The following is a 15,182-nucleotide window of genomic DNA, read 5'->3' on the forward strand; positions in this document are numbered from 1 at the left end:
CTTCCTGACATCCGCACCCCCGCGGGCTAAGCTATCGGGACCGGCGATCGTTACCGGTGGAGGTGCAGATGACCCGGCTCACCCTCGGCGCTACGGCACTGGAGCCCGCCGAACCCCTGTGGAAGCGGGCCCCGACCCGGGGCGACGACGGCCGCCCCCTCAGCGATTTCATGATGATCATCCCGGGGCTCTCCCGGCGGCCGGCCGAGCACCAGCAGCGCACCGTCGAGGCCCTGCGCGAGGTGCTGGAGGCCTATCACCGGGCGGTGGTGTTCGCCGATCTCAATCTCCGTCTCAATCTCCTGTGGGTCACCGTGCGGCCGATTCCCGGCATCTGCCTGGAACTGCCCGCCGCCCTGCACGCACGGGTGCCGGAGGCCAAGCTGGTGGCCGATCGCGGCCGCCATGCCCGGCGCTGACACCCGGGCGCGCGGTATGCCATGATTAGGTTGAAGGTCACCCATCCGGCTGCTTTCCAGGAGACAACGAGATGACCGAACGCATTCACGCACCCCAGGTCGGCGCCCCGGATCCCGAGCGGCGCAACTCTCTGATCGTGGAGGAGACGGACGAGGAGTTCGACTTCGCCGGGATGGAGATGCCGGAGACGGGAGCCTGCTACTTCAACGACACGGCCTACATGGAAGGCCAGTTCATCTGCAGCGGCTCGGAGCTCCTGGTCTGCACCCGTGGCGGCTGGCTCAGGGAGGGTTCCTGCGATCCCGACAACCCGGATTGAACCCCGCGGCCAATCCGTTATCGAATAGGGGGATATCCGGCTCCGGCTCGCAGGGCCGCCGACAGCACCACCACAACCCGCTCAACATGACCTCTAAGGGAATGGAACTGACGATGTACAAGACCAAGATCCTGGCCACCTCGGTGGCCCTCAGCATGGCCATCGGCCTGGGCGGCTGCGCCTATCCGCCCACCAAGGAACAGACCGGCACCGTCGTCGGCGGCGCCCTGGGCGGGGTGCTCGGCGCCCAGGTGGGCAAGGGCTCCGGCCGCACCGCCGCCATCATCGTGGGCACCCTCGCCGGCGCCATGATCGGCGGCAGCGTGGGCCGCACCATGGACGAGCAGGACCGCCGCAACGCGGCCTACGCCCTGGAGAGCCAGCGCACCAACCAGCCCTACAGCTGGCGCAACCCCGACTCGGGCAACGAGTACACGGTCACCCCCACCCGGACCTACGAGACGGCGGGCACCCCGTGCCGCGAGTTCACCACCGAGGCCTACATCGACGGCCGGCGCGATACCGTCTACGGCACCGCCTGCCGCCAGCCCGACGGCACCTGGCAGATGCGTAACTGACCGGACTACGGGGGACAGTTTACTTAATTGCCCTGAGGATCAATTCAGCCTTGATACTGAATCACTGGAAATTAAGTAAACTGTCCCCCGTAATTCCATAAAAAACGGGGCCGCGGATCGAAATCCGCGGCCCCGTCCATCTGGCAGGCAGTCGCGAAACCCTACTTGATGGCTTCTTCGGCCGAATCGCTCTCGCCCTTGTTGTCGGTCCAACTCAGCTTCAGGGTATCGCCGGCCTTGGCGCCCTTGAACATGAAGGAGATGTAGGGGTTCTGGGAGATGGAGCCGCCCCACTCGGCCAGCATCACCTGCTTGCCGTTGTGCTCGCACACCACTTCCTGGATGAAGTGGGCCGGAATGGCCTCGCCGGTCTTCTTGTCCTTGCGCAGACCGGTCTCCATGGGGTGCTTCATCAGCGCCTTCACCGTGGTCACGTCGCCGCTCAGGCTGGCGCGCATTTTGATCGTGTTCGCCATTGTCTTCGTTCCTCGTGTCGTGTTCGTATCAGCGGATTGCCGGGTTCGGTTCGGGTGATCAGCCGCCGCAGCCGCCGATGGTCACCTTCACTTCCTTGCCCGCCTGGAAGGTCTTGCCGTTGGCCTGCACCACGGCGATGACGTTGGAGGTCTTGGCCATCTTGATACGGGTGGACACGTAGGGCTCCGCGCCCGCACCCAGCTTCCAGCTGGAGGTCAGGGGGGTGTTGTTGCCTTCCGCGAAGATGCTGATGCTCTCCACGCCGGACATCTTGGCGGTGACGCTCACCGGCACCACGGCGCCGTTCTCGGCGATGTCCGGGGCCTTGATCTCGATGTCACCGCTGGCGGCGGCGTCGCCCGCGCCGTAGAGGGCGCCCAGGGCGTCGGCGACGCTCTTGGCCTCGAAGGCGGACTGGGGCCACGCGGCCAGCACGGCGCGGGGAGTGAGGATGCCTGCGCCCAGGGCCAGAGCGACGGATCCGCTGGCCAGGGCACCTTTCAGGAATACACGGCGCTTCATGTTCACAGTGACAATCTCCTCGGCAGTCTTGATTGTTATGTGGGTGAATGGTCACCGCTTACAGAGCAAACCTGATGCCAGGTTTTCTACCTGTTCAGAATCAATCGGTTGCGAGCTTCCGACACCTGCGGGCGGCACCAGGGATTGCAGATTGCAATGGCCGGTTATTGCAAATCGCGATGGACACGCCGGGCCGGGCGACCCGGCGCAGGCCGGGGTCAGCCGCCCCCCGACTCGTAGTGCTGCAGCTTGCGCCACAGGGTGGACTTGTTGATCCCCAGCGCGCGGGCGGTCTTTTCGCGGTTGCCCTCGAAGTGATCGAGCACCTTGAGGAGGTAGCGCCGCTCCAGGGTCTCGAGGGTGGGCAGGTCATAGTCGATGGCGCCGGTGGCCTCGCTCCCGGCCAGCCCCTCCAGTGTCAGCACCGGGCCGTCCGCCAGGGCGATGTGCCGCTCCACCAGGTTGCGCAGCTCGCGCACGTTGCCGGGCCAGTCGTAGCCGAGCAGGCGCTGCATGGAGTCGGCGTCGAAGCCCTGCACCTCGCGGTGGTACTGGGCATTGAAATGATCGATGAAGTGCCGCACCAGGAGGGGGACGTCCTCGGGATGCTCGCGCAGGGGCGGCAGGTTGATGGTGACCACGTTCAGGCGGTGGTAGAGATCGTGGCGGAACCGGCCCTCGCGCACCATCTGGTCCAGGTTGCGGTTGGTGGCGGCGATGAAGCGCACGTCGATGGCCGTGGGGCGCACCCCGCCCACGCGGGTCACCTGCTGCTCCTGGACCACCCGCATCAGCTTGGTCTGCATGGCGTCGGAGATGTTGCAGATCTCGTCCAGGAACACGGTGCCGCCGGAGGCCGCCTCCAGCAGCCCCTGCTTCGTCCCCACCGCGCCGGTGAAGGCGCCCTTCTCGTGGCCGAACAGCTCGCTCTCCAGCAGGGTGTCGGTGAGCGAACCGCAGTCGATCACCACGAACGGCCGCTCGGCGCCGCTGCCCGAGGTGTGGATGGCGCGGGCGGCCAGCTCCTTGCCGGTGCCCGACTCGCCCTGGATGATCACGTGGCAGCGGATGTCGGCAATCTTCCCGATGGTGTGGAAGACCTTCTGCATGGCCTGGCCGCGGCCGATCATGCCGAAGCGCGCGCGCTCGTCGGAGAGCTGGCGGCGCAGCAGCATGTTCTCCCGCCGCAGGCGGGCCCGTTCCAGGGTCTTCTCCACCAGCAGCCCCAGCTCCTCCATGTCGTAGGGCTTCTTGATGAAGTCGGTGGCCCCCCGTTTCATCGCCTCCATGGCGCTGTCGACGCTGGCATAGCCGGTGACCATGATCACCGGCACCTCGGGCGCCTCGCGCCGCAGCACCTCCAGCAGCTCGAGCCCCGACAGGCCGGGCATCTTCAGGTCGGTGACGACGATGTCGGCGCCATGCTCGCGGAACCAGGCCAGCGCCGCCGCGGGGTCCTGGAACGCCCGGCAGCCATAGGGCGCATCGGCGCAGAAGCGCAGCATCAGCTCCCCGGCGCGCGGGTCGTCATCGATGAACAGCAGCGTGGGCTTCATGGTTATGAATCGGTTGATGGATTGGTTGATGGACAAGGGATAAAGGATAAAGGTTCTGGATCCAGGAATCAGGGCTCAGACGCAAAGCCCGAAGCGCGTTGGGCCGGATTCATCCGGCCGGCCAGGGCGACAAGGCCGGCGCCGTTGTGCGGATGAATCCGCACCTGATGTCTACAATCCTTGTCCCTTGTCCAAATCCCGTCTATTCGGAACCGTCCGCGTCCGGCGGCAGCCGGATCGTCGCCACGGCGCCGCCGCCGGCGCGGTTCTCCAGGGTCAGGGTGCCGCCGTGGTGCTCCACGATGCCGAGCCCGATGGAGAGCCCCAGACCGGTGCCCTGCCCCACCGGCTTGGTGGTGTAGAAGGGGTCGAAGAGGCGGTCCCGGTCCGTCTCCGGCAGCCCCGGTCCGCGATCGGCCACGCTGATTACCAGCGCCCCGTCCCCGGCCCGCGCCGCCACCTCCACCATGCTCTCCGCGGGACTCGCCTGTACCGCGTTGAGCAGCAGGTTCACCAGCACCTGCTGCAGCTGGCCGCGATCCCCCACCAGTTCGAGGCCGGGCGCCGACCCGGCCTGCAGCCGCACCCGGGCACGGGCAGCCACCTGGCGGGCCAGGTCGAGGGTCTCCTCCAGCCACGGCCCCACCTCGAAGCGCTCGCGCCGCGGCGGCACCTGGCGGGCGAAGTTGAGGATGTCGCGCACGATGCGCGAGGCGCGCAGGGTCTCCTCACGGAGATCGCGCAGGTCCTGGCGTGCCCGCTCGGCCCCCTCCGGCAGGCCGCGCTCGGCCAGCTTGGCCAGCTGCAGGATATTGTTCAGGGGATTGTTGATCTCGTGGCCGATGCCGGCGGCCAGCTGTCCGACGCTGGCGAGCTTGGCGCTCTGCGTGGCCATCCGCTCGGCATGGTCCCGCTCCTGGCGCGCCCGCTCCAGGGTGTCGGCCATGTAGTTGAAGGACTCCTCCAGCTCCCGCACCTCGTCCATCCCCCCCACCGCGACCCGCCGCCGGCGGTCGCCGTCGGCGAACGCCTTGAGCCCGGCGGCGAGGCGCACCACCGGCGCGGCCACCGTGCGCGCCGCGGCGGTGCTGAACAGCAGCGCCAGCAGCACCGCCAGCCCGGCGAAGGCCCAGATGGCCAGGCGGATGCCGGCGAAGGGCGCCCCCAGGGCCTGCAGGTCCACTCCCATGGCCACCACCCAGCTCACCAGCTGATCCGGGTAGGGCAGGAACTCGGTGTAGTAGACCGCGCGGCCGGCGCCGCGGTCCTCCACCAGGCCGAAGGGCCGTTCCGCCACCGCCCGCGACAGTCGCCCGCCGAGCACGCCGTCCATGTGCTCCGCGGGGGTCTTGGGATCGGAGAAGCGGCTCCCGCCGGCGTCGTCGAACAGCAGCACCCCGTCCCGGGCCGGGTCGTCGGGGTTGAGCTCGGCGATGAGCAGCTGGCCCTGGTAGACCCGCGGGGCGAAGTCGAGAATGTGGTCGATGTGCTCGCCGCGGATGTTCACCGCCAGGTAGCCCAGCCGCTCCCCCTCCGCCTCCAGCGGCAGGATGTAGTCCAGCAGCGGGAGACTCTGCCCCGCCTCCCGGCGCGCGATCCGGCTCTGGGGCAGCAGCGTCACCGTGACCTCCCCCGCCGGCAGCGCCTCCAGCCCGGCCACGAACTCGGCGTTGTTGAGCTCCACTTCGGCGTAGGGATAGCTCTCGATGCCGTCGAAGACGTTGGGGCTGCGGCGGCGGTTCTCCACCTTGACCAGGGTGTTGGCGCTGCGGTCCAGCACCCGGATGATGGCGAAGCCGGGAACGATGCCCTGGAAGGTGCCCAGGAACCCGGCCAGCCGCGCCGTGCGCTCGAAGAAGTCGGGGTGCAGGTCGCCGCGGGCGGCGGTGGCCATCACCGGCAGGTAGTCCTGCAGGGCCGGAACGGTGGCCAGCCCGCGCAGGATCTCCTGGTCGCTCTGCAGCCGGCGGCTGATCTCGCCCACCACGGTGTTGAGGGTGGCGCCGATGTCCTCGGCCACCCCCTCGCGGTAGACCACCTCGCTGTAGCGGGTCGCACCGAGGGTGAGTGCCGTCAGCGGCACCACGGTGGCGAGCAGGATCCAGAGCAGCAGATGGGTCTTCAGGCGCACGGCCCGGCCTCGCGGGATGGGGGTCTACCCGCGAGGATAGGCCAAGGGCGGCCGCGGCGGCCAGCACCCCGGCCCCCGATGGTGTCCCGCGCCTCAGCGCCCGATGCGGTAGTGGGTGTCGAGGTACTCCAGCAGGGTGGTGCGCTCGGCCTCGGTGAGCGGCACCACGTGGCGGATGCCCATGTAGGTGTCCATCAGCCCCAGGCTCGGGCGCCAGTCGCTCTTGCGCGCCAGCAGGATGCGCTTGGCGTCGTGGCAGGCGAGGCAGCGCTCGCGCAGCAGCCGCGCGCCCTCGCTCTCGGCCGCCGCCAGCTTGCCGCTGGCGAGCGCCGCGGCGCGCTCGGCGTCCACCTCCGCCTTGCGGCGGATGATGCTGGCGAAGCGCAGGTAGCAGACCTCGCCCCGCTCCACCCGCTCCACCCCGCGCCGGGCGTCCACGTTCACCAGCTGCTCGGTGAACACGCCCGCGGGGCTCAGGCGGTTGATGTTGTAATTGTAGGTCTCGGAGAAGAGCACTCCCCCGGCGCGGCTGAGCGCCATGGCGAAGGGTCCGCCGGTGTCGCCCGGCAGGGGATACTCCCGGAGCGTGCCCTCCGCGTCGAGGCGGCCGATGAGGTTGCGGGTGTTGTCGATGAACCAGAGCACCCCCTCCTCGTCCAGGGCCATCTGCTGGACGAAGGACTCGGCGGGAAGGGGGAAGCGGGTGAGGGTGCCGTCGGGATCGAGGCGCTCGATGCCCTGGCGGCAGCGGTCCGAGAACCAGAGCCGGCCGGCGGGATCGGGGGTGATGTTCATGGGGCAGCTGCCGGCGCGGCGCAGCAGCTCGCGGCGGGTCCCGTCGCGGCCGAGATGGACGATGCGCCCGGCCGCCTGGTCCATGCCGCCCTCCTCCACGGCCGGCTCCAGGACGGTGAGCCACACCCCGCCGTCGGCGGCCGGCGCCATGGCGGTGGGCCAGCCCCGCTCGATGATGTAGTTGCGGATGGCGCCGTCCGGGTCGAGGCGCCCCACCCGTGCCGGGTCGTTGCCCTCCAGGAACCAGACGCCCTGCTCGCCGTCCACCCAGATGCGCCAGGGGTGGGGATGGTGGCCCGCCAGCGGGTACTCGGTGATGCGCCCGTCGGGCGCGAGGCGGCCGAGCTTGCCGCCGTACATCTCCACGAACCAGAGGTTGCCCGCCCCGTCCAGGGCGAGGTCCGCCGGCTCCGCCGCCGCCGTGGGCAGGGGGTAGGCGGTCACCGTGCCGTCGGGGGCGAGGCGCGAGACGGCGTTGTTGTCCCCCTCGGTGAACCAGACCCCGCCCTCGGCGTCCTCCACGAAGGCGTAGGAGCCGAAGGGCCGGCACGCCTCGGCGTTCGCCGCCGCCAGCAGCAGGGCCCCCAGCAGCAGCCATCCCGCAAATCTTCCGTTCATGGTCCTGCCTCCTCATATGGATTGCATCGACTTCGGCCCACGCCGCTGTCAGGAAAAGCCTTGACCACGAAGGACACGAAGAGCGCGAAGAAGCCGAAAGGCCGCGCTGTCGTCCCCCGCCAAGGCCCGCGGGAACCACGGCCCGTCTTTACCTCCGGGACCAGGCATCATGCCCGTCCCGCTTGCCTTCGTGTCCTTCGTGGTGAACTGCTTTCACGGGTTGCGATGCAACCCATGGGGTCTGCACGGTTCAGAAGTTCCAGTTGAGCTCCGCCCGCAGCAGACGCCCCTCGTCGCGCCAGAAGAAGCCGCTGCGGTAGCGGCGGTCGAAGAGGTTGTCGCCGGCCAGGGTCAGCTCGAAGTCCCCGAGGCGCCCCACCAGGGTGGCGTCGAGGGTGGCGTAGGCCTCCTTGCGCCAGTCGTGGCCCGCCGCGTCGGTCCCGGTGTTGGCCTCGTCGGTCCAGCTGGCCGCGACAAAGCGGGCCAGCAGCCGTCCCGACCAGCGCCCGGCGCCGCTCCATTCCAGCCCCAGGTTGAGCTTGTGGCGGGGCATGTCCGGCAGTTCGTTGCCCACGTAGGCGGGGTGCGCCGCGTCACGGGTGATGCGGGTGCGGTTGAAGGTGTAATTGAGCGTGGCGTCCCAACCCGGGCCCAGCGCCCGGCGCGCCTCCAGCTCCAGGCCGTTGGACTCGGCCGCGCCGATGTTCTGGTACTGGCGCACCACCGGGGTGCCGTAGTCCACGATGAGGGGACCGATCTTGTCGCGCCAGCGGGTGTGGAAGGCGGTCGCCTTGAGGGTCGCGCCGGCGGCGGTCTCGTGGGCCAGGGTGAGATCGACCGTCAGCGAGTGCTGCGGCGAGAGCTCCGGGTTGGGCAGGAACCAGCTCGCCTCGTTCAGCTCCGTGTAGTAGAGCTGGCCGGGGGTGGGGGGCAGGAAGCCGGTGCCCACGGAGGCGCCCAGGCCGGTGCGCGGGGAGAGGCGCCAGTCGAGGGCGGCCTTGCCGTTGAGCGCCCGGAGGTTGACCGCGTCGCCGCTGAAGGCGGCCGGCTCGGAGGCGGCGTTGTAGACCTCGATGCCGTGGTAGCGGTAACGATCGTGGCGCAGTCCCAGGGTGAGCCGCACCGGCTCCGCCAGCGCGCCCTCCCAGCCGGCGGCCAGGGCCAGATTGTCGGTGGTGGCGCGCAGCCGGAAGGACTCGCTGCCGCCGGGCTCGTCGAGAATGCGATCCTCGCCCCGCTCGCGGCTCGCCGAGAGCGTGGCGGTCAGCGTGCCCCGGGCCAGATCGAGATCCGCCCCCAGCTCCCCCTCGCCGGTCCGGCTGTCGGTGAAGAAGCGCAGCGCCGGCTCCAGTCCCGCCCCGGCGAGACCGGTGCCGGCATCCTTCAGCGCCTCGTCGGCATAATCGCGCCAGCCGAGGCGCCCGTCGATGCGCAGTCCCGGATGCGGCTCCCAGCGCCCGCTGGCCCGCAGCGCCGTCTCGCGATCGTCCCACCACCAGTGGGGACGCCCCAGGTTGGCCAGGTTGTTGCGGTGCTTGAGGTTCAGCTCCAGCGCCGCGCCCGCGCCGCGCCAGCCGGCGGTGGCGTCGATCAGGGTCTTCTCGTAGCGCTCCTCCTCCACCGTCACGTTGTAGGCGTAGGGGGAGTCGGTCACCCGCCGGAAGCCGTCCACCAGCCGGTACTCGGCCAGGCCGCTGAAGGAGAGGGCCCCCGCGGCGCGGCTGCCGGCCAGGCGCCCGAAGCGGCTGCCCGAGGAATCGACCCCGGCGGTGAGGCTGCGGCGGCCCTCGGCGCCCGCCCGCCGGGTGGTCACCACCACCGCGCCGCCCATGGCGTCGGCGCCGAAGCGGGCGGAGGCCGCCCCGCGCCGGATCTCCACCCGCTCCACCTGCTCCGGGCGCACCTGGCCCATCTCCTCCACGGTGACCGTGAAGCCGTCCAGCACGAACACCACCCCGCGCACCCCGCGCATGGTGACGTTGCCGCCGGTCACGTCGAGCCCCACCCGCGAGCGCAGCAGGGTGACGAGATCCGCCGGCCGCTCGCGGGCGATCTCCGCGGCGGTGATGACCGTCACCGCCCCGTTCTCCGCCACCGCCAGCGGCGCGGCCAGCAGCAGCCACAACCCCAGCCAGCGTCTCACCAGAGGTAGTCCCCCAGGCGGCGGCGGAAGCTCCAGGCGGCGAGCGGCGCCAGCAGGACCACCGCCGCCGCCAGCCCCAGCAGGATGGCGCCCGTGGCCAGGTGCGGCTGGGACGGGTCGTAGGCGCCGCGCAGCCCCTCGGCGAGGTAGGTGGTGGGAAGCAGCAGGGCCAGCTGGCTGAAGGGAGGGCCGAGCATGGCGTGGGAGTAGAAAGTGCAGCCGAAGAAGGTCATGGGCATGAGCAGGAAGGAGAACAGCTCCTGGCCGCGGTCGGGGGTGGCCGGCAGCAGCAGCACCACCAGGCTGAGCAGGGAGAAGAACGCGGAGCCGCCCACCGCCAGGGCCAGGGGCAGCAGCAGCCCCTCCGGACGCAGCCCCAGGATGGCCCACACCAGCAACGCCACGATGGTGGCGCTCAGGGTGCCGTAGAGGACGCCGCTGACCACCTTGGCCACCAGCAGCTGGCGCAGGGAGACAGGCGCCAGCAGCCACCCCTCCAGGGTGCGGAAGTAGTAGCCGGAGACCAGGGTGCCGCCCACGGCGCCGAAGGGAGCGGTCATGATGGCGATGGCCACGATCCCCGGTCCCATCACCGCCGCGTAGCCGGGACCGTTGCCGCCGGCGAGCATGCCGCCCACCACGTAGCCGAAGACGTAGAGGTAGACCGCCGGCTGCACCACCAGCCGCGCCAGGGTCAGGCGCAGGGAACCGAGGTCCGCCAGCAGGTGGCGATGGAGCAGGGCCAGGGTGAAGTGCATGATCAGCCCTCCCCCACGGCGCGGCGGAAGGCCGCCTCCACCACCCGGTCGGTGCGCACCCCGGCCGGCCGCGCCACTTCCTGCAGCCGCCCGTCATGGAGCACCGCGGTGCGATCGCAGAGACGTTCCACCTCGTCGAGATCGTGGCTGGAGAGGAACACCGTGCCGCCTCCGGCGCGGAATTCGGTGATGGCCCGCCACACCCGCGTGCGCACCGCCGGGTCGAGGCCGCTGGTGGGCTCGTCCAGCACCAGCAGCCGTGGCGCGGTGAGGAACGCCTTGGCCAGCATCACCTTGCGCCGGGTGCCGCCCGAGAGCTGCATGATGCGCGCGTCGGCCTTTGCTGCCAGTTCCAGGGTCTCCAGCCACCGCTCCACCCGTGGGGCGAAATCCCGCCGCGGCAGGCCGGCGTAGCGGCAGTGGAACTCGAGGTTGCGGCGCACGGTGAGCTCGTTGTCGAGGTTGTTCTCCTGGGGCACCACGCCGAGCCGGCGCTTCACCGCCACCGCCTCGCGGCGCGGATCGCGGCCCAGCACCCGCACCCGCCCGGCCGTGGGGCGCAGCAGGGTGGTGATCACCTTGATGAGGGTGCTCTTGCCGGCGCCGTTGACCCCCAGCAGGCCGAAGATCTCCCCCTCCGCCACCGTGAGGCTCACCCCGTCCAGGGCGCGCAGCCCGCCCGGGTAGTCGCGCACCAGCCCCTCGATGTCGATGGCCGCCACCGTCACCCCTCCACCAGGGCGCACAGGGGCGCCGGCAGCTCCCCGACCGGCGCCACCTCATCCAGCAGCGCCTGCAGCCGGGCCGTGGTCTCGCGCTTGAAGCGGCAGAAGGCGCCGTCGGCGCCCGCGATGCCGCCACCGCCCGCCGCCGCCACCGCCGGGCACTCGCCGCCGCAAAGATGGCTCGCCTCGCAGGCCCGGCAGGCGGGGCGGGCCGCCACGGTGTTGGCCGCCAGGCGCGCCTGCACCCGGGCGAATTCGGGTCCCGGAAAGTCCCCATCGTGGACGCAGCCCATGCGGAACGCCGCGTTGCCCACGAAATGGTCGCAGGGGTAGACGGCGCCGTCGGCGGCCACCGCCACCACCGCCTCGCCGGCGGCGCAGGGGCGCTCGCGCACCGTGCCCTGCACGCGATGGGCCAGCAGCGGGTAGAGGGCCTCGCCTCCCAGGGGGACATGACCGGTGAGGGCGCGGGCCAGGGCCTCGCGGTGGAGGGTGTCGAAACCCGCCACCAGGGCGGCCAGGGCCGGTTCCGGCCAGGGGGTGGCGCCGAAGTCGGGCACCAGGCGCAGGGAGACCGGCCCCAGGCCCGCCAGGTGTCCGGCGCTATCGGCCAGCCGTGGGGCGCTCTCCGGGGTCACCGTGGCGCGCAGCCCGAAGGGGACGCCGGCGGCCCGCAGCCGCTCCAGCCCGGCGCACACCCGGGCGTGGACGCTCCCCCGGCCGCGGCGAAAGCGCCGGGCACGGTCGGTGACCGCCGCCTCGCCGTCCAGGCTCACCGCCAGGAAGTCCACGTGGCGGGTGACGAACTCCAGCGCCCGCCCCTCCAGCAGGGTGCCGTTGGTGGTCAGGGCGAAACGGACCTCCACCCCGGCCGTCTCCCCGAGGCGCCGCCCCAGCAGCACCGCCGCCTCCAGCAGCGGCAGGTTGAGCAGCGGCTCGCCGCCGAAGAAGGAGAGGGTGAGGCGCGGACCGGCCAGGGGCAGCAGCCGCTCCAGGGCGCGCTTCAGGGTCGTTGCCGCCATGCGTTGGGCGGGAGCGCCATAGCTGCCGCCGTCCGCATAGCAGTAGCCGCAGCGCAGGTTGCAGGCCTGGGCCACCAGCAGGGTGACGTTGGCGAGGCGGGCGGGCCTGGTGGCGGTGCCGGACACGTTCAGCCCTCCCCGGCGATCAGTGACTTGAGCCGGGTCCGGCGCCCCGGGTCCCGCAGGATGGCGGCAAGGCCCCGGAGCACGTGCTCCAGCCGCCGGCGCTCCAGGTCGCAGTGGCGGGGATCGGGCTGCGCCGGGTCGCCGTGGAGGAAGTGACCGTGGGCATAGCAGCCGCCGCCGCAGAGGTAGCGGGCGAAGCAGCCGCGGCAGGGTTCGGCCGCGTCCACCCCCAGCACGGCGAAACGCGCCGCCACCCCGCCGAACTCGGCCGACGGCGCGGCCTCTTCCACGTGGCCCATGCGGAAGGCACCCACGCCGGCCAGGCCGTGGCAGGCATAGAGGCTGCCGTCGGCGGCCACGGCGAGATCGCGCCCGGCGTGGCAGTGGCGGTGGACCCGCTGGCGGCGCAGGATGCGCCCCATCAGCCCCAGCGCCTCGCCGTGCTGCAGCGGCGCCTCCAGGGCCCGCTCCGGGTCGCAGTGGATGGCGAGGTAGTCGGCCACGTAGCGCTCGTGCGCCGCATCGCTCAGGCGTGCCGGATGGCCCGGCGGGGCGAAGACCGGCGTCAGCCCCACCGCGTCGGCGCCGAGGGCGTTGAGGTAGGCGGCGGTTTCCCCGTAGCGTTCCGCGCCGGCCACGGTGAGGGTCCCCTTCACCGTGACCCGCGGCCCCTTGAGCGTGCGCAGGGCGCGCAGGGCAGCCACCGCCCGCCGGTGGCTGCCGGTGCCACGGCGGCTGCGGCGGTGGCGGTCGTGCACCGCCGGCGGACCGTCGAGGCTGACGGTGACGGTGGCGAAACGCGCCAGCAGCGCCAGCGCCCTGGCGTCCACCAGGGTGCCGTTGGTGGTCATGTGGAAGGCGATGCGGAAGCCGCGCTCGGCGGCCAGCCGCTCGCCGAAGGCCACCGTCCGCTCCACCACCGCGCGGTTGAGCAGCGGCTCGCCGCCGTAGAAGCTCACCGCGTAGTGCTCGCCCGGCTCGGTGAAGAAGCGGCGCAGGGCCGCCTCCGCCACTGCCGGGCTCATGCGCTGCACACTCCCCGCCGCCCTGCCGCCGTCGTTGTAGCAGTAGCTGCAGGCGAGGTTGCAGTCCTGGGCCACGTACAGGCACAGGCTGGTGGGTGCCGCGGGCAGCGGCGGCGCCGGGCGCAGCCGCTCGTGACGTTCCGCCTCCGCCGCCAGCAGCGCCGCGCCCCCGGGGCCGAGATCGGAGACGCTCAACGGCGACCGCAGCCCGGGCGGGAGCCGGTAGAGGGAGAAGGTGGCGGGGAAGAAGAGGATGTCCTCCCCCTCACCGCGGATGATGTGCGTCTGACTCAGCACCGCTCGCCTCCGGCCAGGTGGTGGTTCCGTAGCGGTGGGAGATGGCCCCCGCCAGCCGCTCCTTCAGGGCGTCGCGCCGGGCCGGGTCGGCCATCACGGCGGCCAGCTCCGGCAACAGCGCCTCCACCACCGTCCTGATGTAGAGGCAGTGACGCTCCACGGGCGCGGCCAGGTCGCCGTGCTGCGACCAGGCATGCTTCACGCAGGCGCCGCCGCAGAGGTAGCGGGCCCAGCAGTCGCGGCAGGCGGGCCGATCGTCCACGGTCAGGTCGATGAAGCGCTGGCGCAGCTGCTGGTACCGCGGCCTCCGGGTGAGCTCCGGGTCGGCCACGCTGCCCATGCGGAAGGACTCCTCCCCCACGAAGCGGTGGCAGGGGTAGACGTCGCCCTCGGCGGTCACCGCCAGCAGGTTGCTGCCGGCGTTGCAGTGGTAGAGGGCGTGGCTGCGGGAGATGAGGTAGAACAGGATGTAGAAGGGGTATTCGAAGGCCACCGCCTGGTCGCCCTCCAGGAAGCTCTTCAGTCCCTTGCGGTTGACCTCCACGATCTGGGCGAGGAATTCGCGGTACTGGGCGTCGTCCACGTGCAGGGGGTGCCCGGGGGGCACGTCCACGTCCACCAGGCCGATGCCCCCGGAGCCGAAGGCGTCCAGGTGGTCGAATATTTCCTCCACCCGGTCGTAGCTGCGGCTGGTGACGATGCTGCGGAAGGCCCAGTTGAAGCGCCCGTCTCCGGTGAGGCGGCGGATGTTGCGCTCGGCGGCGGCGTGGACGCTGTGGCCGGACTTGCTCAGGCGCTGGGCGTCGTTGATCTCCGGCGGGCCGTCGAGGCTGAAGGTGACGTTGTCGATGTGGTCGCGGAAGAACTCGCGGATCTTCTCGTTGTAGATGGTGCCGTTGGTGACAATGCCCAGCGACACGTCGGCGCGGCCCCGCTCCCGGTGCTCGCCGCAGAGCTCGGCGGTGCGGCGCATGAGGGGGAAGTTCATCAGCGGCTCGCCGCCGAAGAAGGTGAGGAAGTGCTTGCCGTCGCGCTCGCCGTAGAAGGTGGCGAAGGTCTGCTCCAGGGTCTCCTCGCTCATGTTGCAGCGGTTGCCGTACTCCCCCTCGTCACCGTAACAGTAGCTGCAGCGCAGGTTGCAGTCCTGGCAGACGAACAGGTAGAGGCCGGCCACCTTGTCGGTGATGTCCGCCGGTGCGCGCAGGGGCTTGGCCGGCGGGGCGCGGCGGATGTACTCGGCGATGAAGCGTCCGGCCGCGGCCAGCCGCTCCCGCTCCGCTTCGTCCGCCGGCTCGATGCCGGCCTCCCGCCGCGCCAGCACCTTGCCGGTGCCGGCGTCGATGGCGAACACCGCCACCGGGAGGGTGAGAAAGAGGTACCAGCGGCCCTCGTGTTCGAAAGCGTGGAAATCCCCGGCGCGGGGCAGTGTCTCTTGCATGGTCGATTCCCTTCGTTGCAGTCGGCTCGCCCGGCCACGGGGCGCAGACTCTAACGGATTGTCAGTTCAGAAACGGTGGATCAGAAGCGGGGGCCGCAGCCGCACTTCATGCCACCCTGGGTGCCGCAGCAGGCACAGGCGGTCATCTCGTGGAACTCATCCTCGAATCCTTCCAGGGGCTCGAACTCGATCTCGACGATCTTCATTTCGCTCAGTTCCATAGTGTTCTCCT

15 protein-coding genes are annotated in these 15,182 nt (G+C 71.0%); 3 read left to right on the forward strand and 12 right to left on the reverse strand.

Translation table 11 applies throughout. The annotated features are described in order from the left end of the window. Positions 1–68: 68 nt before the first annotated feature. The 3 genes from DFQ59_RS16065 (at position 69) to DFQ59_RS16075 (ending at position 1,317) form a co-directional block, all read left to right on the forward strand. Positions 69–419 (forward strand): hypothetical protein, encoded by a 351-nt coding sequence (locus tag DFQ59_RS16065; RefSeq protein WP_114280743.1) that lies wholly within the window; start codon positions 69–71, stop codon positions 417–419. Positions 420–490: 71 nt separating this feature from the next. Further along, positions 491–739, forward strand: a complete 249-nt coding sequence (locus DFQ59_RS16070) for a DUF1496 domain-containing protein (protein ID WP_114280744.1) — start codon at positions 491–493, stop codon at positions 737–739. Between the two features lie 113 nt (positions 740–852). Further along, complete coding sequence (locus DFQ59_RS16075) at positions 853–1,317, forward strand: RT0821/Lpp0805 family surface protein (protein ID WP_114280745.1); 465 nt, start codon at positions 853–855, stop codon at positions 1,315–1,317. A 161-nt stretch (positions 1,318–1,478) separates the two neighbouring features. On the opposite strand, the gene soxZ is transcribed toward DFQ59_RS16075, so the two are convergent. From soxZ to DFQ59_RS19940, 12 genes are all read right to left on the reverse strand, one after another. Continuing rightward, positions 1,479–1,793 carry a thiosulfate oxidation carrier complex protein SoxZ gene (soxZ, locus tag DFQ59_RS16080; RefSeq protein ID WP_114280746.1) on the reverse strand — a complete coding sequence of 105 codons (315 nt, stop codon included), beginning with the start codon at positions 1,791–1,793 and terminating at the stop codon, positions 1,479–1,481. Positions 1,794–1,851: 58 nt separating this feature from the next. After that, positions 1,852–2,316 carry a thiosulfate oxidation carrier protein SoxY gene (gene soxY / locus DFQ59_RS16085; RefSeq protein ID WP_114280747.1) on the reverse strand — a complete coding sequence of 155 codons (465 nt, stop codon included), beginning with the start codon at positions 2,314–2,316 and terminating at the stop codon, positions 1,852–1,854. A 218-nt stretch (positions 2,317–2,534) separates the two neighbouring features. Then, positions 2,535–3,872, reverse strand: a complete 1,338-nt coding sequence (locus tag DFQ59_RS16090; RefSeq protein ID WP_114280807.1) for a sigma-54-dependent transcriptional regulator — start codon at positions 3,870–3,872, stop codon at positions 2,535–2,537. 202 nt (positions 3,873–4,074) lie between these two features. Next, a complete protein-coding gene (locus DFQ59_RS16095; protein WP_114280748.1) occupies positions 4,075–6,003 on the reverse strand; it encodes a sensor histidine kinase in 1,929 nt (642 codons plus the stop codon). Positions 6,004–6,096: 93 nt separating this feature from the next. Next, positions 6,097–7,416 (reverse strand): virginiamycin B lyase family protein, encoded by a 1,320-nt coding sequence (locus tag DFQ59_RS16100; protein WP_114280749.1) that lies wholly within the window; start codon positions 7,414–7,416, stop codon positions 6,097–6,099. A gap of 250 nt (positions 7,417–7,666) precedes the next feature. Beyond that, on the reverse strand, positions 7,667–9,559 hold the full coding sequence (locus tag DFQ59_RS16105; protein WP_170142195.1) for a TonB-dependent receptor: 1,893 nt from the start codon (positions 9,557–9,559) through the stop codon (positions 7,667–7,669). Then, positions 9,556–10,317 (reverse strand): ABC transporter permease, encoded by a 762-nt coding sequence (locus tag DFQ59_RS16110; protein WP_114280751.1) that lies wholly within the window; start codon positions 10,315–10,317, stop codon positions 9,556–9,558. The genes DFQ59_RS16105 and DFQ59_RS16110 overlap by 4 nt, the downstream gene beginning before the upstream one ends. Before the next feature lie 2 nt (positions 10,318–10,319). Next, complete coding sequence (locus tag DFQ59_RS16115) at positions 10,320–11,039, reverse strand: ABC transporter ATP-binding protein (RefSeq protein ID WP_211314975.1); 720 nt, start codon at positions 11,037–11,039, stop codon at positions 10,320–10,322. A 2-nt stretch (positions 11,040–11,041) separates the two neighbouring features. Further along, on the reverse strand, positions 11,042–12,190 hold the full coding sequence (locus DFQ59_RS19935) for a radical SAM/SPASM domain-containing protein (RefSeq protein ID WP_170142196.1): 1,149 nt from the start codon (positions 12,188–12,190) through the stop codon (positions 11,042–11,044). A 2-nt stretch (positions 12,191–12,192) separates the two neighbouring features. Then, complete coding sequence (locus DFQ59_RS16125) at positions 12,193–13,512, reverse strand: radical SAM/SPASM domain-containing protein (RefSeq protein ID WP_114280753.1); 1,320 nt, start codon at positions 13,510–13,512, stop codon at positions 12,193–12,195. Next, positions 13,481–14,950, reverse strand: a complete 1,470-nt coding sequence (locus tag DFQ59_RS16130) for a radical SAM/SPASM domain-containing protein (protein WP_114280754.1) — start codon at positions 14,948–14,950, stop codon at positions 13,481–13,483. Before DFQ59_RS16130 ends, DFQ59_RS16125 begins: the two co-directional genes overlap by 32 nt. Positions 14,951–15,030: 80 nt before the next feature. Next, positions 15,031–15,171: a hypothetical protein gene (locus DFQ59_RS19940; RefSeq protein WP_170142197.1), complete on the reverse strand. Its 141-nt coding sequence runs from the start codon at positions 15,169–15,171 to the stop codon at positions 15,031–15,033. Positions 15,172–15,182: the final 11 nt, after the last annotated feature.

The sequence above is a fragment of the Thioalbus denitrificans genome, assembly GCF_003337735.1.
GTDB classification, from domain to species: Bacteria; Pseudomonadota; Gammaproteobacteria; order DSM-26407; family DSM-26407; genus Thioalbus; species Thioalbus denitrificans.